This window comes from Rhizobium sp. NXC24 (assembly GCF_002944315.1).
Taxonomy (GTDB): Bacteria; Pseudomonadota; Alphaproteobacteria; order Rhizobiales; family Rhizobiaceae; genus Rhizobium.
Genome location: NZ_CP024314.1, coordinates 2,236,656 through 2,256,920, shown reverse-complemented (window position 1 = coordinate 2,256,920; position 20,265 = coordinate 2,236,656). Strand labels below are relative to the sequence as shown.

Annotated in this window: 16 protein-coding genes and 2 pseudogenes; 10 read left to right on the top strand and 8 right to left on the bottom strand. The window is 57.3% G+C overall.

Going from position 1 to position 20,265, the window contains the following annotated elements:
• Positions 1–10 precede the first annotated feature (10 nt).
• Positions 11–1,069: an LLM class flavin-dependent oxidoreductase gene (locus tag NXC24_RS34385; RefSeq protein WP_104827704.1), complete on the bottom strand. Its 1,059-nt coding sequence runs from the start codon at positions 1,067–1,069 to the stop codon at positions 11–13.
• A gap of 17 nt (positions 1,070–1,086) precedes the next feature.
• Positions 1,087–1,404 (bottom strand): annotated as a pseudogene (locus NXC24_RS34380) (pirin-like C-terminal cupin domain-containing protein); the annotation flags it as partial.
• Between the two features lie 560 nt (positions 1,405–1,964).
• Here NXC24_RS34380 and NXC24_RS34375 point away from each other — a divergent pair.
• Positions 1,965–2,828, top strand: a complete 864-nt coding sequence (locus NXC24_RS34375; RefSeq protein ID WP_104827702.1) for a LysR family transcriptional regulator — start codon at positions 1,965–1,967, stop codon at positions 2,826–2,828.
• Positions 2,829–3,156: 328 nt separating this feature from the next.
• Here NXC24_RS34375 and NXC24_RS34365 read toward each other — a convergent pair whose 3' ends face one another.
• Both NXC24_RS34365 and NXC24_RS34360 read right to left on the bottom strand, forming a co-directional pair.
• Complete coding sequence (locus tag NXC24_RS34365; protein ID WP_104827700.1) at positions 3,157–3,576, bottom strand: VOC family protein; 420 nt, start codon at positions 3,574–3,576, stop codon at positions 3,157–3,159.
• Between the two features lie 168 nt (positions 3,577–3,744).
• Positions 3,745–4,929 carry an ROK family transcriptional regulator gene (locus NXC24_RS34360; RefSeq protein WP_158704613.1) on the bottom strand — a complete coding sequence of 395 codons (1,185 nt, stop codon included), beginning with the start codon at positions 4,927–4,929 and terminating at the stop codon, positions 3,745–3,747.
• A 252-nt stretch (positions 4,930–5,181) separates the two neighbouring features.
• Between NXC24_RS34360 and NXC24_RS34355 the strand changes: the two genes are divergently transcribed.
• From NXC24_RS34355 to NXC24_RS34335, 5 genes are read left to right on the top strand one after another with little or no spacing between them, the layout of a single operon-like run.
• Positions 5,182–6,474, top strand: coding sequence for a glycoside hydrolase family 30 beta sandwich domain-containing protein (locus tag NXC24_RS34355; protein WP_104827698.1), 1,293 nt, complete (start codon positions 5,182–5,184; stop codon positions 6,472–6,474).
• Positions 6,475–6,518: 44 nt separating this feature from the next.
• Positions 6,519–7,787 carry an extracellular solute-binding protein gene (locus tag NXC24_RS34350; RefSeq protein WP_104827697.1) on the top strand — a complete coding sequence of 423 codons (1,269 nt, stop codon included), beginning with the start codon at positions 6,519–6,521 and terminating at the stop codon, positions 7,785–7,787.
• Between the two features lie 8 nt (positions 7,788–7,795).
• Positions 7,796–8,767: a sugar ABC transporter permease gene (locus NXC24_RS34345; RefSeq protein WP_348632776.1), complete on the top strand. Its 972-nt coding sequence runs from the start codon at positions 7,796–7,798 to the stop codon at positions 8,765–8,767.
• Positions 8,764–9,594, top strand: coding sequence for a carbohydrate ABC transporter permease (locus NXC24_RS34340; protein WP_104827695.1), 831 nt, complete (start codon positions 8,764–8,766; stop codon positions 9,592–9,594). The genes NXC24_RS34345 and NXC24_RS34340 overlap by 4 nt, the downstream gene beginning before the upstream one ends.
• A 30-nt stretch (positions 9,595–9,624) precedes the next feature.
• A complete protein-coding gene (locus NXC24_RS34335) occupies positions 9,625–10,626 on the top strand; it encodes an ABC transporter ATP-binding protein (protein ID WP_104827694.1) in 1,002 nt (333 codons plus the stop codon).
• 317 nt (positions 10,627–10,943) lie between these two features.
• Here the strand turns inward: NXC24_RS34335 and NXC24_RS36110 are convergent.
• Both NXC24_RS36110 and NXC24_RS34325 read right to left on the bottom strand, forming a co-directional pair.
• Positions 10,944–11,096 (bottom strand): annotated as a pseudogene (locus tag NXC24_RS36110) (SOS response-associated peptidase); the annotation flags it as partial.
• Between the two features lie 307 nt (positions 11,097–11,403).
• Entirely contained in the window at positions 11,404–12,150 is a 747-nt protein-coding gene (locus NXC24_RS34325) for a CHAP domain-containing protein (protein ID WP_104827693.1), read from the bottom strand.
• Between the two features lie 552 nt (positions 12,151–12,702).
• Here NXC24_RS34325 and NXC24_RS34315 point away from each other — a divergent pair.
• Both NXC24_RS34315 and NXC24_RS34310 read left to right on the top strand, forming a co-directional pair.
• Positions 12,703–13,932 (top strand): pilus assembly protein TadG-related protein, encoded by a 1,230-nt coding sequence (locus NXC24_RS34315; RefSeq protein WP_245464131.1) that lies wholly within the window; start codon positions 12,703–12,705, stop codon positions 13,930–13,932.
• Positions 13,933–13,938: 6 nt separating this feature from the next.
• Positions 13,939–14,493 (top strand): TadE/TadG family type IV pilus assembly protein, encoded by a 555-nt coding sequence (locus NXC24_RS34310; protein WP_104827691.1) that lies wholly within the window; start codon positions 13,939–13,941, stop codon positions 14,491–14,493.
• Between the two features lie 285 nt (positions 14,494–14,778).
• Here the strand turns inward: NXC24_RS34310 and NXC24_RS36100 are convergent, their stop codons facing one another.
• Complete coding sequence (locus NXC24_RS36100) at positions 14,779–15,015, bottom strand: hypothetical protein (protein ID WP_158704612.1); 237 nt, start codon at positions 15,013–15,015, stop codon at positions 14,779–14,781.
• Between the two features lie 137 nt (positions 15,016–15,152).
• Positions 15,153–15,773: a diguanylate cyclase gene (locus tag NXC24_RS34295; RefSeq protein ID WP_245464130.1), complete on the bottom strand. Its 621-nt coding sequence runs from the start codon at positions 15,771–15,773 to the stop codon at positions 15,153–15,155.
• 1,078 nt (positions 15,774–16,851) lie between these two features.
• On the opposite strand from NXC24_RS34295, the gene NXC24_RS34290 reads away from it, so the two are divergent.
• Together NXC24_RS34290 and NXC24_RS34285 are read left to right on the top strand one after the other, a co-directional pair.
• Entirely contained in the window at positions 16,852–18,258 is a 1,407-nt protein-coding gene (locus NXC24_RS34290; protein ID WP_104827687.1) for a DUF1214 domain-containing protein, read from the top strand.
• A complete protein-coding gene (locus NXC24_RS34285) occupies positions 18,255–19,742 on the top strand; it encodes a DUF1254 domain-containing protein (protein WP_104827686.1) in 1,488 nt (495 codons plus the stop codon). The genes NXC24_RS34290 and NXC24_RS34285 overlap by 4 nt, the downstream gene beginning before the upstream one ends.
• The last annotated feature ends 523 nt before the right edge of the window (positions 19,743–20,265 follow it).

Here is a 20,265-nt window from a genome sequence, read left to right as displayed (position 1 = left end):
GCGTCTCCTTTCAGAAGTCGAGGGTTCCTGACGGCTTTGCCTGCGCTGTCCGGACGATGGGTGCCACGTCGTTTCCAAGCAGCTCGATCGAGCGCTTCATCGCGGTCGTATCGAGAGATGCCGTGCTCATTTGGAAGGTGATGCGAGACACGCCGCCGAGTGCGGCGCTCGCTTTGAGCATTTTGCCGGCAACAGTTGCTGGGTCGCCGATCAAGAATGCACCTTCCGGTCCGCACATTGCCTCGAACTGCTGGCGCGTAGGGGAAGACCAGCCACGTTCACGACCGATCTTTGCCGTTAGATGCGCCCAGCCGGGAAAGAAGGCGTCCTTGGCCTTCCCAGTGGTTTCTCCGACAAAGCCCATCGCATGGACGCCGACGGTGAGCTGTTCAGGGGGGTGGCCGGCACGCTGCCCAGCCTCGCGATAGAGATCGACCAGCGGACGGAACCTCTCAAAGCTGCCGCCAATAATCGCGACCATCAACGGAAGCCCCAGCGCGCCAGCGCGAGCAAAGGACTGCGGCGTGCCGCCGACGCCTACCCATACCGGCAACCGCTGTTGATGGGGACGCGGGAAGACACCTTGCCCATCGAGCCTAGGGCGAAAGTGCCCTTCCCACTTCAGATTGATCGTTTCGCGAAGCTTCAGCAAAAGATCGAGCTTCTCAGCGAAGAGTGCGTCATAGTTCCGAGTGTCCAGACCGAACAGGGGATAGGCCTCGCCGAACGACCCTCGGCCGACCGTGATTTCGACGCGACCTTTCGAGATCAAGTCAAGAGTCGCAAATTCTTGAAACACACGCACGGGATCAGCGGCGCTCAGCACCGTGACCGCGCTTGTGAGACGGATCTGGCCCGTGCGGGCAGCCGCAGCCGCCAAAATGATCGGCGGTGCAGAATCCAAGAATTCGGCACGGTGGTGCTCGCCGATGCCGAACACGTCGAGCCCGACGCGGTCGGCAACCTCGACCTCCTCGATGAGATCGGCCATGCGGTCAGTTGCCGAAGGCAGCCTTCCTGTTGCCGGATCGGGCAGGATTGCCGCGAAACTGTCTATGCCAATTTCCATAAAATGTCCTTGCAAAGTTATCGGTCGGCGCGAGCGACACGCACCGGATCGGGTGGCAACGGAATGAATTCGGTCTCGCCGGCGATCTCGGGGAAGCGCCCATGGCGCCAGTCGTCCTTGGCCTGCTCGATGCGTTCCTTCGAGCTTGAGACGAAGTTCCAGTAGATGTGGCGTGGTTCGGGAAAAGGCTCGCCGCCGAGCAACATCAGATGGGCGCTGCCGCGGGCTCGCAGCACAATCTCAGCCCCCGGCTTGAAGACCACCAACTGTGCTTCGCCGAAGGCGTCCGTCTGGCCAGCAACCTCTATCTCACCAGGGAGCAAATCCGCCGCGCGACTTGATAACGATGACGCCAGGATATGCTTACAAAAGACTTTGGAGATGGATACCTCGCCAAGAACGCTACCATTGAGGGCGGGAATACTTGCCATAACCGCTCTCCTTGGTGTGAACAGCGCTCAAAATGGCCTTCAGGCGAGCAAGGCGGTAGCCTTACAAAGCAACCAACTGTGTCGCGAAAACTGGAACGGTCAGGGCGGATGGAAATCTGAAATTGGATTGAAGCAGCGCGTCTTCATCGCAGCAGCGTATCGAAGATTGAACGCTTTATACCCGAGCCCCACCCACGGGGGCACCGGTCCAAGGTCTTTCATACACGAGAGCAAGAGGACGGCCGCCGCATCCTTCGTAGGACAGGAACATCACCGACACTTTGGGATCTTGGTGAATTTCCAGGTCAGCGGGAATCAGCGCTGCCGCGTCTGGATGCTTGTGCCGCGATAAATGTCCGGAGGATCAGAGGCCCGCTACTCCCCAAACCTTACCTATCGTTCCTAAAGATGGCGTGCTAGTCTCACTACGCGCATACCATGTCTCGAAAACTGGAACGCCTGTGTTGGATTTTGAAGATCTGCAGACATTTGTCGAAGTGGCCAACGCTGGCGGCGTTTCGCCGGCTGCTCGGCGGCTAGGTGTTTCAAAGTCCATCGTCAGTAGGCGGTTGTTTCGATTGGAAGCAGAGCTGGGCGTCCAGCTTCTAGCGCGAACGACACGGGGCGCGTCCCTGACCGAAGCCGGAGTCACATTCCGAGACCATGCGGCCCGAGTTTGCGCCGAGATGGATGTTGCTCGGGAAACCATCTTGCCTGATGGCGAGTTGCGCGGGCTCCTACGGATTACAGCCCCTTTGTCATTCGGGACGACGCATTTGGCACCGGTGCTCGCCGAATTCGCTAGGCGTCACCCACTACTCTGCGTGCACACGGCTTACACTGATCGCTTCGTTGATATCATTGCCGAAGGCTTTGATTGTGCAGTGCGCGTCGGGTACCTTCCCGACTCGAACCTTGTCGCTCGGCGGATTGGCCCGATCCATGGCATGCTGGTCGCGAGCCCAGCCTACATCAAAGAACATGGAGCCCCCGAGACGTCCGAAGAACTCCTGACCCACCAATTTCTTATGCAGGGAACGGAAGCTCGGCAGCTGATCGATGGAGATAAGACGATCACTATTCACCCGCAAGGCCGGTTCAAGGCAGACAATGGAATCGCGCTGGCGGCCGCGGCAGTGGCGGGACTTGGAATTGCTGCGCTTCCGGATTTCCTTGTGGAAACCTATTTGGCGTCCGGTGCCCTAACGCAAGTGATGACCCGTTATCGTTGCCCGGAGGCTGGCATATATGTGGTCCGGCCGCCTGGACAACACCCTGCGCGCAAAATCCGGGCGCTTACAGAACTGATGATCCAACATTTTGGATAATATCCAAGCTGTTGCTTGGCAGTTCGCTGTTAAGTTCGCAGCATGGCTGGGCGCCGAGCGCTTGCTTGAGAACACGCCGTTTGCGCTGCGCCGCACTTTTGTCTCAAGCAGATGAATTGGTAATAGCGTGGTGTGACTTCCTTTTACCTTCGCCACTGCAGCTCTTCATGCTCGAAGGGCGTTCCACCCTGGAAGTCATCGCTGTTTTCAAAATGGTGTCGGGCAAACGCTTTGATCGCGTCGGCAACCATGCCAGAGATCATCAGGTCGAAATGGGCCTGCACGCAGGAGCAGGCGATGATGCCATGCCGCTTAACACCACATGCGATTACCAATCGGCAATGCGGTCACCACCGATAAACTGGGCACTTCTATCCGTGTATTCGAACAGCTCAATTCGGACGTCGTTGGGATCGCGCAACCAAGCTTGATACGTGTCATCGCACGCAAGCCTCTTGTTGGTAATCTCGACCCCTTTGGATCGGATATGTTCGATGGCATCGTCCATGTCTTCCACCTCAAGGCAGAAGTGGTTGATCTGGTTATGTTCGCTGTAGCTGGTCTCGCTCTTTTCGAAAACTTCGATTGCGGTCCGTCCATTGCAGTTGACGTAGAAACCGAAGATTTTGCCGTCGCGGAGAAAACTGAACTGAGTGTCCGCGCCAAGTACGTCCCGATAAAACGCCCGGGTCTTATCGAGATCCCGGGTGAAAATGCAAACATGGGCGAGTTGTCTGAGCTTAATCATGGTGCCTCCTCGCGTCGTTACCGAAGGTGTAATTCGCCATGACTTCCCTTCGGCATTCGATATTTCATTAAATAAAAGAAGTCGATCTTTCAAGTGCTTTCGCGCCACCGTTCCAGAATGTAGGCGAATGTGTCGCCGGCAACGGCATAGACCGAAATGCGATTTAGCCTATTCCGACAGCAACTTGGCTTCGAAGCCAGCCGCACTTTCAAAATCGAAGAACTTCTGGATAGCAAGCGCGGATGCACCACGCGACCACACGTTATTCTCCCAATCCACCTCGACTGGGGGAGGTGTTTCGAAACAATATTCGTTAACCGCAGCTATCAGCGGCTCGACCAAACCGCATCCAAAGCGAATTGCTTCCCCACCGACAATGACGACGTCAGGGTCAACGAGATCGATCATCGTCACCAACCTCACGCCGATCTCATGACCCGTCTGGCCAAGATAGGCAATCGCGCGAAGATCGCCGCTGGAGGCTGCCTGCTGCAGCTCAAGCGGCGGGTGGTGGGGCTGCGTGGCTTGAATTTCCGACCACGCCTTGGTCATGGCCGGCTCGGAGAAGCGGCTTCCCCAGCTCAGCCTGTGTTCACGCGGAGCTCCCAGTGCCGTCGAATCTACAGCAAAGCCGACTTCACCGGCAGCATATCGAGCACCTCGATGGATCTGCCCATTAAAGATCAGGGCAGCGCCGACACCGGTGCCAATGATTAGCACAAGTGCCGAATTGCGACGGCGAGCATGGCCGAATAACTGCTGGGCGATTGCAAACGCGTTTACATCGTTATCCACCCAGACCGGGACGTTCAGCCGTTCTGCAAGGAGGGCAGCTATCGGAACATCCTTCCAACCGAAGCGATGCGAAATCAGGCATACCCCTCGTTCGATATCGATGAGGCCCGGCATCGCCAATCCTACGCCGATCAGTTTCTCGCGAGGTTGTCGTGCCTTGGTCAGCAAATGTTCCACCGCCTGTTGAGCGGCCTCGGTCACTCGATCGGGAACCAGGCGGGGCAGCGCGACGACATGGTTTGCGATCTGCTCAGTTGCTAGATCGGTGAGAACAGCCTCAAGCCGGTCCTCCATCAATTTCAATCCAATTGAAAGGCGCGCAGAGTAATCGATATCGAGCGGCGTAGGTTTTCTGCCACCACTGCTTTGTCCGCTTTCGCCTTCCTTGACAAAGCCCTCGTTCATCAACTCTGTCACAACGCCGGTAATAGCGGCATTGCTGAGCCCCGTGCGGCTGGCAATCTCTCCACGGCTCAGCCCGCCTTCTCGTCGCAGCAGATTGAGGACAAGGCGCCTGTTTAATGCTCGTGTCGTGCTTTGGTCGCCTTTGAGCGCCATGCGTTGCTCCATCGATACTTCTTTAACACAATGAAAAAAGTCTTGCACTGATCCGCATCCTGCATTAGAAAGACGCTCAGGATCAATTGCCGCTTTGCTTATCACAGCGGATTGCCGTCCGGGAGGAGCTCCGGACATCGTTGTTCTGCGCGGCCTGTGCCGCAAACTTTGAAACATATTCAACCATTTGCGCCAGCAGCAAGGTGCGCGGACTCGCGCGCCCTGAAGAGCTGCGCATGGAAAGGACCATGAATGACCATCGAATGGATCTCCTCCTCACCGGAACAAGCGTGGAAATCCAATGATGTTAGCTCGGATGCAACCGGCTCATCATTGTCATTGTGGTACGACGATGTTGTCCTGGACGAGTTTCGGGGATTTGGCGGTTGCTTCAACGAACTCGGCTGGAAAGCGCTGCAACTGCTCGGGCAATCAGAGCGCCGCGAGGTGCTTGAAGCGCTTTTTTCCGAGAATGGCTGCGCCTTCAACTATTGCCGCCTCCCAATAGGAGCGAGCGACTATGCTGAAAGCTGGTACAGCCACAATGAGAGTGACGGCGATTTTGCGATGGAGACATTCTCCATTGCGCGCGATCACAAGAACCTGATCCCCTATATCGAAGCGGCACGCGCGGTACGGGGAAAGGACTTTAGCCTTTTTGCCTCGCCGTGGAGCCCGCCGACCTGGATGAAGTTTCCGAAGGCTTATAACTACGGGACGCTCATCTGGGAACCGCGATATCGCAAGGCTTATGCCGAGTATCTGGCCCGCTTCATCCAAGCTTATGAGCAGGCAGGTATCGCGATACAGGCCATTCACGTGCAGAACGAGCCCAACTCGGATCAAAAGTTCCCATCGTGCATCTGGACGGGTGCAAAGATGCGCGACTTCATTCGCGATGATCTTGGCCCCACCTTCAAAGCCGCTGGCCTGAAGACGGATATCTGGGCGGGCACAATCGAACGCGGTGATTTCAACGGCTGGGCAGGCACGATCTTTTCCGATCCGGCAGCTGCCGCCTTTATAAGCGGCATTGGTTTTCAGTGGGCCGGCAAATGGGCGGTGCAGCGTACACGCCAGGCATTTCCAGATCTGCCGATCATCCAGACGGAAAATGAATGCGGTGACGGCTCGAACAGCTGGGAATATGCCCATTATGTGTTCGATCTCATCCAACATTACCTTTCGAACGGAGCCGAAGCCTACGTCTACTGGAACATGGTGCTGGAACCCCGCGGTACCAGCACGTGGGGCTGGCAGCAGAACTCGATGATCACGGTTGATCCCGAAACAGGCTCGGTGATCTACAATCCTGAATTTTACGTGATGAAGCATTTTAGCCGTTTTGTGAAACCGGGCGCAGCCGTTTTGAAAACTGCCGGACCACTCGCTGGCAATGCGCTGGCCTTCCAAAATATCGACGGTCGCGAGGTCTACGTCATTCAGAATGCGTCCGAAGCACCAAGGTCGATCACGGTGAGGGGCGGCCGTGAAACCGTATCTTTGAACCTTGCTCCGCTTTCCATCAACACACTGGCACTTTGAATCACAACGCGGGCACTGCTCGCTGGTCTTGAGGAGGAACCGAAATGAAACCAATTCCCACCCTGCGTATGATGGCGGCTGCGTCCGCTTTTGCCGCTCTCTTTGCGTCCACAGCCCTTGCTGACGTGACCGTCCATATCCTGCGGTCGGAAGTCCCGAACGCGGAAAAGGCATACCATCAGCAGATGGCAACAAATTTCGAAAAGTCGCACCCTGGCGTTCAAATATCTTTCGAATATATCGCCAACGAAGCCTACAAGCAGAAGCTGACAACACTTCTCCAGTCGGAGCAGAAGCCGGACCTCATTTTCAGCTTCGCGGGGGGCGTCTTGAAGCAGCAGGCGGAATCAGGCGTGCTGCAGGATATCTCCGGTTCGATCTCCGACGATGTGAAAGCCAGGATTCCAAGTGCTGGCTTTGATGCATTTACCGTCGATGGCAAGCTGTACGGCTTGCCGGTCAATGTCGCCGAGGTCGTATTCTGGTGCAATCGCGATCTTGCGCAAAAGGCAGGCGTCGATCTCAATGCCATCAAAACCTGGGATGATTTTCTCGGCGCCCTGAAGAAGGCTAAGGCGGCCGGCATCACCCCGATCGTAGTCGGAGGAAAAGACAAGTGGCCGCTGATGTTTTACTACGGCTACTTGTGGGTGCGCGAGGCCGGAAAGGCTGGTATGGCCGCGGCGATGGCCGGCAAAGGTGATGGCTTTGCCGCAGCCCCGTTCGTCAAGGCCGGCGAAGATTTCAAGAAGCTCATTGACCTGCAACCCTTCGAGCCGGGTTTTATGGACACCACGTTTGAGCAGGCGACCGGTCAATTCGGTGACGGCAAGGCTCTGTTTCATCTGATGGGTGATTGGGATTATGGGACCCAGAAGCAGAATTCGGTAAGCGGCAAGGGGATTCTGGATGAAAAGCTTGCCGCCATTCGCTTTCCAGCCGTTGTTGGCGGTGCGGGGGATCCGAGCGACACGTTCGGGGGCATCAACGGTTACGCCGTTGTCGCCGGCGCTCAACCAGAGGCCATTGAATTCGTGAAATACATGACCGAGGTCGAAAATCAGAAGGTTGCCGGTGCTCAAGGTCATTATATCCCCGTCGCCAAGGGATCCGAGGAAGGCATAACCAATCCCTACTTCCGCATGATGTCGGAAGACGTTTCGAAGTCGAAGTTCCACCAGCTCTTTCTAGACCAGGCATTTGGCTCCGATGTCGGAGCCACGGCACTCGATATCTCTGCCGATCTCGCGCAAGGCGTGACCACACCCCAGGATGCAGCAAAAGCCATGCAGGACGCCTGGTCGATGCGCTAACGCCGTTATTGCCGGGCGCCAATGGGTGCCCGGTTCGGCGACGAAAAAGGGAGGATAAAATGACTGGGCTAGCACTCAACGGAATGGGAGTGGATAGAAAAGTCGGAAGGCATATCAGCAGTCAGACGCGTGCGGTCCTTCTGATGTTGCCACCGGCGTTGATTCTGTTCACACTCTTCGTGGCATTGCCGCTTGCCGATGCTGCTTATTACAGCCTGTTCAAATGGAATGGGTTTGGCAACCCGACGGAATTCGTAGGATTTGAGAATTTCCGGCAGGCGCTCGGCCATGACGTGTTCTGGCAAGCTGTGCGCAATTCGCTGTCGGTATTGGGCGTATCCGTCGTCATCCAGCTCCCGATCGCGCTCGGACTGGCATTGCTGATCTATGAGAAAACGACATCCAATACCCTCTTCCGCCTCATTTTCTTCTTGCCATTCATTCTGGCAGAGATTGCATCCGGGTTAATTTGGAGCTTTGTTTTCGACGGCAATACCGGCGTCGCTGCATTCATTTTTAACGCATTGGGATGGCCGCCGTTTTTCATCCTCGCCGATCGTCATTGGGCTTTTGCCGCCATTCTCCTAGTGATCGTTTGGAAGTACTTCGGCTTCCATATGATGATCTATATCGCAGCTCTCCAGGCCGTACCTAAGGAGCTGCTTGAAGCGGCGCGTCTGGAAGGCGCGGGACGCTGGGCTGTCGTTCGGCACGTGCAGATTCCCATGATTGCGTCAGCAATCGGCGTATCGGTCTTCTTTTCGATTGTTGGTTCGCTACAGCTGTTCGACGTCGTCATCCCACTCACCAACGGCGGTCCATCCAACACGACCCACACCATCGTCACCTATCTCTATACCTTCGGCCTCACCCGCACCCGGATCGGTTTCGGCAGCGCCGTTGGTGTGATGCTCTTCGTAGCCGCAGTTGCAGTCTCGGCAATCTATCAACGTCTCATCAGCAAAGGCGGCCGGATATGAATCTCTTCCGCTTACTTCCTGCCTTGGGCAAAATCGTCGTCCTGCTGTTGTTCACCGGCTTTGTTCTCAGCCCTCTTACGGTCGCCGTATTTGGCGGGTTCAAGACGAACGGAGAGCTCCGCTCAAATCCCTTCGGCCTGCCGCAGCGATGGAACCTCGAGTATTATTCTGCCATGGTTGGCGATCCCTCATTCTGGCGGTATCTCGGGAATTCGCTGTTCATTTCATTGGCCACGGTTTTCCTGACGATCATCGTGGCGGCGGCAGCAGCCTATGTCTTTGCTCAAATCCGCTTTCTCGGCGCGCGAATGGTGCAGTCCTATCTCCTGGCCGGGCTCGTCTTTCCGTTTGCGACCGCCATCCTGCCGCTGTTCATCAAGGTTCGGGATCTCGGACTTCTGGACAGCTATTGGGCGGTGATCCTGCCTCAAACCGCATTCGGCCTTTCGCTTTCAATCATGCTGTTCAAAACGTTCTTCGAGCAACTGCCGAAAGAACTGTTCGAGGCGGCCTATGTCGAAGGATGTGGCTACGTTCGCTTCTTCTGGCAATTCACGCTTCCGCTCTCGACGCCTATTCTGGCAACGGTCGGGGTTTTCGTTTTCGTGAGTAGCTGGAACAACTTTCTGTTGCCGCTCGTCGTCGTAAACTCTCGTGATCTTTTCACATGGCCGCTCGGCATGATGCAATTCCGGGGCGAATATCTTGCGGAATGGAACCGTACGCTCGCCTTTATTTCACTCACCATTCTGCCGGCGATCGTGTTTTTCGTCGCTGCTCAGAAATACATTGTCGCTGGCCTCACAGGTGGTGCGGTCAAAGGTTGAGCGGGTGCTCAAAATCTCAGGGAGGATTCAATGGCCAATGTAGAACTTGCGCACATCAACAAAACCTTTGGAGCTGTCGAGACCATTCCGGACCTCACACTCGCGATTCCCGATGGGTCGTTCACCGTCCTTGTCGGCCCATCAGGTTGCGGCAAATCCACGCTGTTGCGAATGATCGCCGGTCTGGAGGAGCCGACAAAGGGCTCAATCACCATTGGCGGAAGGGACGTAACGCGTGAGGAGCCATCCAAACGCGGAATCTCGATGGTCTTTCAATCCTATGCGCTTTTTCCGCATATGACAGTCGAACAGAACATCGATTTTGGCCTGCGGCTCGCGAAGATGCCGGCAAAGGAGCGTGAGTCGAGGGTGGCCGCTGCTGCGGACGTGTTGCATCTCAAGCCGCTATTGAAACGCAGACCTGCGGCTCTCTCCGGCGGCCAGCGGCAACGAGTGGCGATCGGGCGATCGATCGTGCGCAATCCTGAGGTGTTCTTATTCGACGAACCTCTCTCGAATCTGGACGCTGCTTTGCGCACGCAAATGCGTGTTGAACTGGCGGACCTCCATCAGCGGCTGAAGGCAACCATGGTTTATGTGACGCATGATCAAGTCGAGGCTATGACATTGGCTGATCAAATCGTTGTCATGAATGCGGGCCGCATTGAGCAGATCGGCTCTCCGCTCGAGCTTTATAACAAGCCCCAAACCTTGTTCGTTGCCACATTTATCGGGTCCCCCAAGATGAATCTGGTCTCCGGTGACGCGGCTCGCAAAGAAGGCGCCACCACGCTCGGCATACGGCCCGAGCATCTAGCGATGGACAATGACGGTCGGTGGACAGGAACCGTGCGTATCGCCGAACATCTCGGCAACGAGACGATCGCTTACATCCAGTCAGAGGTTGGCGAACTTATAGCCCGCTTCGCCGGTCATCGCGACTTTAAGGCAGGTGAAATCCTGCGGATGAGCCCTGACCTGCAACATCTCCATCGCTTCGATGAAGATGGCCGCCGTATGTCGGAGCAATGAGCTTCAACGACGAAAGGGTGTTCACCGCTGCGGTTCAACAGCCTTCGTGTTTCGAAGATCGATCTTTGCAATTCCGCGCCATTGGCGGGGAGGAAGGAAACCATGCCTGAAGTGTCTGTGATGCGCGTTGGAACCGTGGGTGTCGGGGATATCTCAGGAGTGCCCCGTTCATCCTCGCAAATTGGGCTGCCGGCAGCGAGACATTGCCGGACCGCGCCCGAACGGCATCACACGCACGCCATTCTGGTTGGATCAAAATACAACGGTGGGTCTGGGGACCGTCCTCGCCGGACTAGCGGTTCGGATGGCCGCTGAGAGTCTAATATTAGCGAACCTATCGGCAAAGGCCGAATGATAGATTTCGCGGAGACGTTAATATCGAGCCAATCGGCCCACGCATTGCGCTCCAATATCACGATCTGGCGGTCGTGATATGGCGCGATGTCCGGCCCCGGCGCCGTCGTCAGCATGGCATCAACGCCCCAAGAATCTCAACCAAAACTTGTAGCCGTCCGGCGGCGCGTAGGTCCGTCGGACCGCTTCGCGCCGCATACTGGCCACGAGCAAACCTCTTTTGATAACCGGGTCCAGAGCTCGGTTCCATTTCGGCCATGACAGTTAAAGCGGGGTCGCCATTCTGTAATCGAAAAGCGTGGTGTCCGGAACCAGAAGCGTACAATTCGAACAAGGTGGAATCCATGTGCGCCCCTGCTTTGATCCGCATTCCGTGAGACAGATCTAGCGGCGGTCGCATGTCGCCACGGTGAATGTCGGGAATTATGCCGGTCGCACAAACTGGTTGAGGTGCATCATCGCCGATATTACTTTGCCGGTGCTTGTGTGCCTTCGCACGGGCTTGTTGCCGATTGGCAAAATTCTCTGTGAAATGATGCTGGAATGGTCTTGTGTTGCCTGATTGCCGCCAACGACGACAAGGTGCTGCTCGTCTTCGAAACGTCTGAAGAAAGCTACATGGCCTAGTCCGATATCTTTCCCTGTAAATGAGCTAACGCAGGTGAAGACTGCCAGGTCGCCTTCCTGAGGTGACTCGACAGCGTCGAACGCCGGTGGCAGGAACGACTGCGACCATGCGCTTGAACTGCCTACCCCGCCATTACGGCGGATGCAGAAATTGATGAAGGCAGCGCACCATGGAACCGGATCGTTCAGCGGATGCAGCGCTGTAACCGCGAGAAATTCGGCAATGAGAGGGTTCAGTGCTGCCGGCGGTGGTCGTTGCGAGATGACTGAAGGTTTGCGCTCGTAGTAGCGGTCGATAAAACTCTGCGCGATGTCGATCGGACGCGGTCCGGTCGGCGTTAAGGCAACGGCGTCACGAGTTTGTTCAATCTCCATGGGTGTCGGAGCGGAGCGTCGCATCCGCCGCTCTGGGATGGTGACCAGGGGCGGTGGGTATTGCAGTTGGACGATGGTCTCGCGACCAGTTTTGCCTCCAAAGGCAAGCTCGGATTTTAGGACCGGAACGGTCGCAACCATCGCCAAAAGCACTCGCCGCGTAATCATACGAGACCTCCATGGTAACGTTGGAAACGCCTTAGCTGCCAGTTGCTGTAACACGCAAAGAGGAGAACGGTTTCAATGAACCAAGCGGTGGCAACGCTCAGAGCTCATCGATCGTTCCACGCCGACGAGAGAACGATGCTAACCTTTGCGGGAAAGGTACGTCGCCAATCGCGCCTACGCGCTTGTTGTCAGAGTAGAGATCTGATCGGTATCGTAGCGGCTCCACAAGTCGGCAAGCCCGTTTGAATCGGGAAAGCCATGTACAGCGAGCTTCGCAAGCTCCTCAAAAGAATGCTCGTGTTCGGGTGGAGAGACGGTCATCAGCACGCGCCCCACTTCTTCGCGTAGTGGCTGATTGAACCAAGTGATAATCTGAAAACTCAGCTTCTCTTCAACCCCTTTAATTTTACTGTTTTCTGTTCAATTCGAACTTCTTAAAAAAGAGAAAAATAAAGAATTGAGTCGCACAGTCCTCCATCGGATTTTCCGTATAATTTGAGGGGAGGGACAATGCTTCGACTTCCTGTTGGCTCGCGCCACCGGAAGACAATCGTGGACTTCATTCACGATTCGTCCGGTGCTTACCTGATCGTCTTTGCTGTGTCGCTCCCGGTTCTGATCGGTTTGATAGGGCTCGGCACGGACTATGGGCTGTGGACCTACAAGCAACAGAAGATGCAGTCGGCAACCGACGCCGCCGCTGTAAGCGGCGCGGCTGCCTATACCACCAGCGGCGAGGGGCCGGTTGAGTCCCAGGTCAATGCGATAGCGGCGAGCTATGGGCTGGTTAATGGCCAGAATAACGTGGTGATATCGATCCATCGCCCTCCGACGCAGGGATCTTATGTTGGAAATAATTCGGCGATCGAAGTCGTCGCGCAGCAACCAATGGACGTGCTGTTCTCCGCGCTTTGGCAGCAGGCGTTTGTCGTTACAACTAGATCCGTGGCCATTGCGAATGCGGCCAGCGCCTGCGTGCTGGCGCTCGATCAGACCGCAAGTGCTGCCGCATCGGCTCAGGGTTCAACCACGGTGACACTGAATAATTGCAGCTTGGTTTCGAATTCGACAAGTCCCACGTCGGTTAGTGTCGGCGGTTCCGCGCTGATACAAGCGTTATCGGTCGGAGCTGCCGGTGGCATTAACGGCCTTAGCGGCATTAAAGCGAGCGAGGGAACGGCGACCGGAATTTGGCCTCTCACGGATCCCTATGCCGACGTTCAAATGCCGACCTACTCGGGTTGCACGACCAATGCCAAGGAAAATATCAAGGGGAAGACCACACTCGATCCCGGTGTCTATTGTGGCGATATTACCGTAAACGCTGGCGCCGTTCTCACCCTTGACCCGGGGATCTACATCCTCGATCGGGCCAATCTGAAGGTCAATGGCGGCGCGACTTTGATCGGCCACGGTGTCACGATCGTCTTCACCTCCAGCACGGGAAGCAACTACGGCACTGCGTCGATCAATGGTGGGGCGATCCTTGATCTCACGCCACCGCTGACGGGAGACACGGCCGGTATTGTCATTTTCGGCGACCGTAATATGCCCGTGGGCACGGCCTTCAGCTTTAACGGCGGTGCTACCCAGAGTTTGGCCGGATCGATCTATCTGCCAAGGGCGGCCGTTAGCTACTCAGGGGGTAACTCCGCAACAAATGCCTGCATCAAGATTATCGCAGATACGGTCACCTTCACCGGTAATTCCAACCTATCCATCGATTGCAGTGCTTATCCGACCCGCGCCATCGGCGGCGCTGCGGGCAAATTGGTCGAGTGATGCGTCATGGCTGCAAAAACAGCAATACCAACTGAAGTATCGCGCTCCGGTATGCTCATCGCCGAACGGGGGCTGGGTTCGCGCACCCGGGCAATACCGGCGTGGGTTCTAAAAAGGCTCTGTCGGGATCTGCTCAATGAGCAGCACGGCACGGTCGCCGTCGACTTGGCGATCATACTACCGGTTTTGATCGTGATGACATTCGGACTTGTCGACTATTCGTGCGCACTGCTTCAGCAGACGCAGGTGGAGAATGCTGCTCAGCGAGGCCTGCAGTATGCTTTGGCTCGCGGCTTCGATAGTTCCGCCATGTCGAATGTCATTACAAGAAATACCGGCTCGGCCGTTATCTCGGCGGCGCCCGTACCCTCGAAATTTTGCGGTTGCCCCAGCAGTCAAGGCATCTCCATCACGGTGTGCTCCGATGTCTGTTCGGACGGATCGCGAGCGGGCACCTATGTGTCCGCCTCGGCCGCTGCCACCTACGTGCCGTATGTTGCGCTTCCCTTCATCCCCGCATCATTTGCACTGCAGTCAACGGCAACAGCGAGGCTTCAATGATTTGCCGTCTTGCGAGAGAGGCCGAGGGAACGAGCGCAGTCGAGTTTGCCCTGACTGCTCCCGTCTTTATCATTCTTGTATTTTCTATAGGACAATTCGGGCTTTTTCTGTGGACCCAATTGGGATTGCAACATGCCGTCGATCTCAGCGCCCGGTGCGCGAGTCTGATGCACACCACCTGTCCGGATGAAGGCTCAACCCAGGCTTACGCCGCCGGCCAGGCATATGGTCTTAATATAGATCCCAGCGTGTTTTCAGTGACTCAAGATACATGTGGGCAGAATGTTACGGCATCCTACATCTATACGATCGCGATTCCTTTGCTGCCGTCGATGCAAGTGCCAATTGCCGCAGCGTCGTGCTTCCCGACTTATTGATGAAGAATCCTACTTGGACGGCAATACCGCCGACATCCTCGCCCATCATTTCACATTCGCCTGTATGAAGCCCGGCGCGGATTTCGATTCCGAGCGGTGAAATTTCCTCGGCAATGGCGCTGCTTAACGAAACCCACACCGACACTCATCCCTCGAGGCTCGATCAGCCTCGGTGGATCCAGAAGGCCAACCGAGATCCCAGCTGGCTCTGACGCCGCATCAAAGAGAGGTCTCGCCGTTTGGGCCCATGCCGCCGCCGCCGCGGCGGTGGGGTCGCCAGCGTCATGCTGCCGGCAGCACGCTGATCGGGATGTCGTCGCTCTCGTCGCCGCGCTCGAAGGCCATTTGGTCGGCGAGCTGGCGGAGTTGGTTGAAGTCGGCTGGGCCGTCGAAGGAGATGCCGCCGAGGCGGATGGCGACGGAAAGCGGCGCGTCGTCGGCGCTGAACGTGGCCGCGGAGACGCGCGTGCGGATGCGGGTGCCGATGTCGCGGGCGTCCTCGATCGTGGCGCCAGGCAGGAAGATGCCGAGTTCGTTGGTCGCAAGCCGCGCCACGAGATCGCCACGACGAACCGAGGACTGGATGATCGAGGCAAGCGATTGCATCACGGTGTCGGCCCATTGCGGCCCCCAGCGGCGGCCGATGTCGTCGAGCGTATCGATGATGACGGCGATGACGATGCCGCCTGCATCGGTGCCGGCATGCTTGCGCCGGTCGACAAAGTGCTCGACGGCCGCGGCAAAAGCGGTGCCGTTCAGCGTCTTCGTCACGCTATCGTAGCGCGCCGCCTGGGTGACGTTTTCCCGCATCTTGCGGATGACGCCGTTGTTGAGCTGCAAGGCAAAAAGCAGCGGAAAGGCCACAAATGCGGAAATCAATGCTGCGCCGACAAATCCGACCAAAAAAGGTCGATCCGGCATCAACAGGTTTAATAAAAGTAAAAGACCAACGGAACCGACCACGGCGCATAGCGCGCCGAGCGTGGCCCTCCGCAGGGCTTTGAAAATGGTGGCGGAGGGATGTCGCTGTTGTCGAATCATATCGGAATTATACCCGTTTTCTAATGCTGCATCAGCTAAACAGGAGCCCGAAAAAACCGGCTTAAGAAATCCTGTAAAATTTGTTGCTTTGCACAGTTGTTTTCACAAATTAACAGTCTTCGAACGAAGATCCGGAACCGTTGTTTGCGCTTGGTGCCCGGTTTGCGACAGAACCCCAGTGCTTCATCTCGATCCATGGCCCTGGGCGTGTTTCATCTTCAACGTGTGAATCGGCATGGGGTCACGATGCCGGTAGGCACAACAAGCAACTGTTTTCGCTGCAGCGTCTGGGGTCATTACTTGATGCCTATTTACACTCGCAGGCGGTGCAGAAGGTTCTAATCCCATCAACTGCGCCAGATGTCGAATGTGGGGGGCTCAAGACTTTAAAGTTCAACGACAGCTTTGCACCTCGATGTCGGGCGTAGCGATCAGCTTCGCCGCATCCCGAGAGCAGACTATCTTTGCTGCCCACGCGGGGCGGTCTCGGCTGTGCCTGTTGCGGAAATTGGAAGGGGCCCGGGCGACGGTCCGTTGCGTATGGCTTTATACACCTTGACGTTGGTCGGCCAGCCGTTCGTGCTTACGGCAATTGGCTGTATACTGTAACGTACTTCCGCACGATCCTTCGAATGACCGCGCCTTGGTCGGTTGTAGGCGGTTTTTGGGAATGTCCGAGTTGAAGGCGATGCGTCGGAGCGTTGGCGCAACGCAAACGGAGATGGCGAACGAGATGCGGGTCTCGTTGCGCGAGTACCGAGACATCGGGCAAAGCGTCGGCCTGCTAAGCGACAGTTATTTGCGTTTGGCCTCGTAAGCGGCCTAACCGCTTGCTCAACCGCTCGCCGGCGGCGCTTACGCGCCGTCCGCTCAACACCGACTAGCTTGGTTCGTTACGCGGCACCTTAGGACAGGCCACAAAGTTCACAGGAAGGCGGCCATGAGCAGAAGAGCCCTCGCATTACTCGTCTTGATTTGCGGAGCGGTCTCAGCCGCCGCGCAGGGTCTCTCACCGGAGGCGCTCGCCCGCCGCACCATCGAGCGACGCACGGTAGAGGCGGTGATCTGGGGGATGCCCGCCGTGAGCATGGCGGCGATCCGCGCGTCGTTGAAGCGCGATCTGGACGCGGATTTTGGGGACGTCATCTATTTCTCCAACGTCATGGAACCACGGCATGAGTTCCTGACGGCCAACAATCAGACACCCTACGTCTTGACGTTCTTCGATCTGCGGCGGGGACCCATGGTGCTGGACGTTCCGCCGGCGACTGGCAAGGTCGCGTTCTTCGGCAGCGGCATCGATTCGTGGGAGGTGCCGCTCGTGGATATCGGCCCGACCGGCGACGATGCGGGGAAAGGCGGCAAGTACCTCTTCTTGCCGCCCGGCTTCAAAGGGAAGCAACCGAGCGGCTACTTCGTCGTACGCTCGCCAACGGTATTCGTCCATTTTGCGTTACGACCCATCGCGACAAACAACGGGACTCTCCAGGACGCGGTGGCCTACAGCCAGCGGCTGAAGACCTACCCGCTGGCCGAGGCTGCGAAGCCGCACGCGAACCGCTACATCGACGCTTACCCGAAGGCGTGGAAAACGCTGCCGGCCTACGACCTGACCTATCTCCGGCTGCTCGCGGAAACGATTGATGCGGATCCGCCGCAGGACAAGGATGCCGTCATGCTGGCAATGCTCGCGACTATCGGCATCGAAAAGGGCAAGCCGTTCAACCCGCAGGGGGAACAGGCGCAGCTTCTCAAGCAAGCCGTGCGCGAGGGCGCCGTGCAGATGAACGACTATTTCCTGAACCGTGCACTCGTTCCGTTCTCGCCGGGTTGGCTCGGCCTCAGACTCGAAGGCACCTTCGGCTACACATACTACGGGAACGGCAAGCTCGATTACGATGCGCGGGCCGGCAACTTCTACTGGGCGACATGGGCGCCGAAGCGGACCGGCGATCCGGACAAGCTGCCCGCCTCCGCCTATCTGTTCAGCTTTCGCGACAAGTCCGAGCAGCTCTACCGCGGCGATCGGCTGTATCGCGTCCGCATGCCGGCGGATACGCCCGCGCGCGACTTCTGGTCGATCATCGCGTACGAGGTCGGCATCAACGCCTTCATTCATAACCCGCAAAACCGCGTCGGCGTGTCGTCCTACGACAAGGCAAAGCTGGCGGTGAACAAGGATGGCTCTGTCGACGTGTACATCGGGGCGAAGCCGCCTGCGGGCTTCGAGAACAACTGGATTCCGACCGCCGGCAAGGACTTCTGGCTCGCCGCCCGATTCTACGGCCCGCTGAAACCGCTCTTCGACAAGACGTGGGTGATGGCCGACGTCGAGGAGGTCAAATGAAATCGATTCTTGTACTAATTCTGACAGCAAGTACCGCAACGGCGCAGACCGGCGGCTCGCCCAGGATGGCCACCGAGATTCCTCCGGCCATTACCATCCCCGACAGCCTCGAGACGCGTCTGGGAACGCTCAAGTTCACCGACGGCTTCCCCGACGACACGACCGTCCAGAAGGTATACGACAATCTCGATTTCCAGCGCGGCGTGCAGGCTGTCCTCAACACGATGCCCGCCGTCTCGCTGGCAGCCCAGCGCAGAGCACTGCTCACATTTGGGCCTGCCAATCAGACCGTTTTGTTGTGGGAGTCGTTGGCGGACTCCAGGTTGCTCATCCTGACGGGGAACACCGAGACCGTGTACGGAGTAGCCTGGCTCGATCTAAAAAACGGTCCGGTCGTCGTCGAAAGTCCCCCCAACACCCTCGGCCTCGTGGACGACTTCTGGTTTCACTATGTCGCCGACCTGGGCAACGCCGGGCCGGACAAAGGCAAGGGCGGCAAGTTCCTGTTCCTGCCGCCGGACTACAAGGGTACGCCGCCTGAGGGCTATTATGTCTTCAAGTCGCGCACCTTTGGCAATTTGCTGGCGACCCGCGCCTTTCTGGTGAACGGTGATCCGAAGCCGGCAGCCGAGAACCTTCGGAAGGTGCGCATCTATCCGCTGTCGCAGGCAACACGCCCACCGGAAACCAAACTCATCAACGTTTCGGGCAAGGCGTTCAATATGATCCACTCGATGGACTTTTCCTTCTTCGAGGAAGTCAACGACGTCGTGCAGGAAGAACCGAACGAGGCGATGGATCCGGAGACGCTAGGCCTGCTGGCCTCCATCGGCATCGAGAAGGGAAAGCCGTTCGCGCCCGATGCGCGCATGAAGAAGATCCTTACGGAAGCGGCCGCTGTCGGCCATGCCACCGCTCGCGCACTTGCCTACCGGACGCGTTTGAAAGAGTCCTATCTCTATCCAAACAGCGCTTGGTGCACACCCTTCGTGGGCGGCAGTTATCTCTTCGAACGCGATGGCGTACGACTGCTCGATGCCCGCACGTTCTTCTTCTTCTACGCTACCGGGATCACGCCGGCGATGGCGGCCAAGATCGTCGGCGTCGGCTCCCAGTATCTCGTCGCCTTCATTGATTCGAAGGGGCAGCCATTCGACGGCGGGAAGAGTTACCGGCTGCACCTGCCGCCGAACATCCCGGTGAAGGACTTCTGGTCGCTCGTGCTGTATGACAATCAGACCCGTTCGATGCTTCAAACCGACCAGCAGTTCCCGAGCATCAGCAGCCAGAAGAAAGGCGTCGCGGCCAACCCGGACGGCTCGGTAGACGTGTACTTCGCCCCCAAGCCGCCGGCCGGCAAAGAGAGCAATTGGGTGCAGACGTGGCAGGGCAAAGGGTGGAACATCATCCTGCGGCTCTACGGGCCGTTGGAGCCCTACTTCGACAAGACGTGGCGGCCAGGCGAGATCGAGGAAATCAAATGAACAGCGTCGTCAAGCAGGTGCCGCGAGCCCGAGTGGTACTCGGTGTCCCGGCATGCTTTGCGAACGTGGCAGCCGGTTTTAGGGCTTGAGCGTCCATGATGATGCTCCGACTATTGGATAACTCGGATAACGTCGCTTCGAGGACCGTTTCACGCGGGAATTCCTAATTTCGGGTCCGGAGCAGGATCGGAGTTCCGCTTTTGGCGCACAGAGCAGTCCACGCTTTTCTAGACTCGAAGGTCGGCTTGCAGCCCGACAACCCGAAAGCGGACCTTCCGCTTCCGGCCCAAGTCGGTCATTCCATGCAGGCGAAGCCGGTGTCCGTTACTGAGGGATTTCAGGCGGATGGCTTTTGTAACAACAGGGTCGGGCAGTTCGAATCCCATCGAGAGCGGCGTATCCCTTCTTGCCTTCCTGCTCGAAGTCGGAGCGGGATTTGTCGCGACCAGCGTATTTGACGATGCGAACTGTCTTTCCCGCAGCTCGCCCGCCAGATCATAAATCGAGCCGGCTTCAGGCGGCG

Bases quoted from the DNA above. Each gene is read 5' to 3' on its own strand.
- NXC24_RS34310 (WP_104827691.1), top strand. From the start codon at position 13,939: ATGGCTGCAAAAACAGCAATACCAACTGAAGTATCGCGCTCCGGTATG.
- NXC24_RS34285 (WP_104827686.1), top strand. From the start codon at position 18,255: ATGAAATCGATTCTTGTACTAATTCTGACAGCAAGTACCGCAACGGCG.
- NXC24_RS34365 (WP_104827700.1), bottom strand. From the start codon at position 3,576: ATGATTAAGCTCAGACAACTCGCCCATGTTTGCATTTTCACCCGGGAT.
- NXC24_RS34360 (WP_158704613.1), bottom strand. From the start codon at position 4,929: ATGGCGCTCAAAGGCGACCAAAGCACGACACGAGCATTAAACAGGCGC.
- NXC24_RS34290 (WP_104827687.1), top strand. From the start codon at position 16,852: ATGAGCAGAAGAGCCCTCGCATTACTCGTCTTGATTTGCGGAGCGGTC.
- NXC24_RS34325 (WP_104827693.1), bottom strand. From the start codon at position 12,150: ATGATTACGCGGCGAGTGCTTTTGGCGATGGTTGCGACCGTTCCGGTC.
- NXC24_RS34350 (WP_104827697.1), top strand. From the start codon at position 6,519: ATGAAACCAATTCCCACCCTGCGTATGATGGCGGCTGCGTCCGCTTTT.
- NXC24_RS34385 (WP_104827704.1), bottom strand. From the start codon at position 1,069: ATGGAAATTGGCATAGACAGTTTCGCGGCAATCCTGCCCGATCCGGCA.
- NXC24_RS34340 (WP_104827695.1), top strand. From the start codon at position 8,764: ATGAATCTCTTCCGCTTACTTCCTGCCTTGGGCAAAATCGTCGTCCTG.
- NXC24_RS34355 (WP_104827698.1), top strand. From the start codon at position 5,182: ATGACCATCGAATGGATCTCCTCCTCACCGGAACAAGCGTGGAAATCC.
- NXC24_RS34335 (WP_104827694.1), top strand. From the start codon at position 9,625: ATGGCCAATGTAGAACTTGCGCACATCAACAAAACCTTTGGAGCTGTC.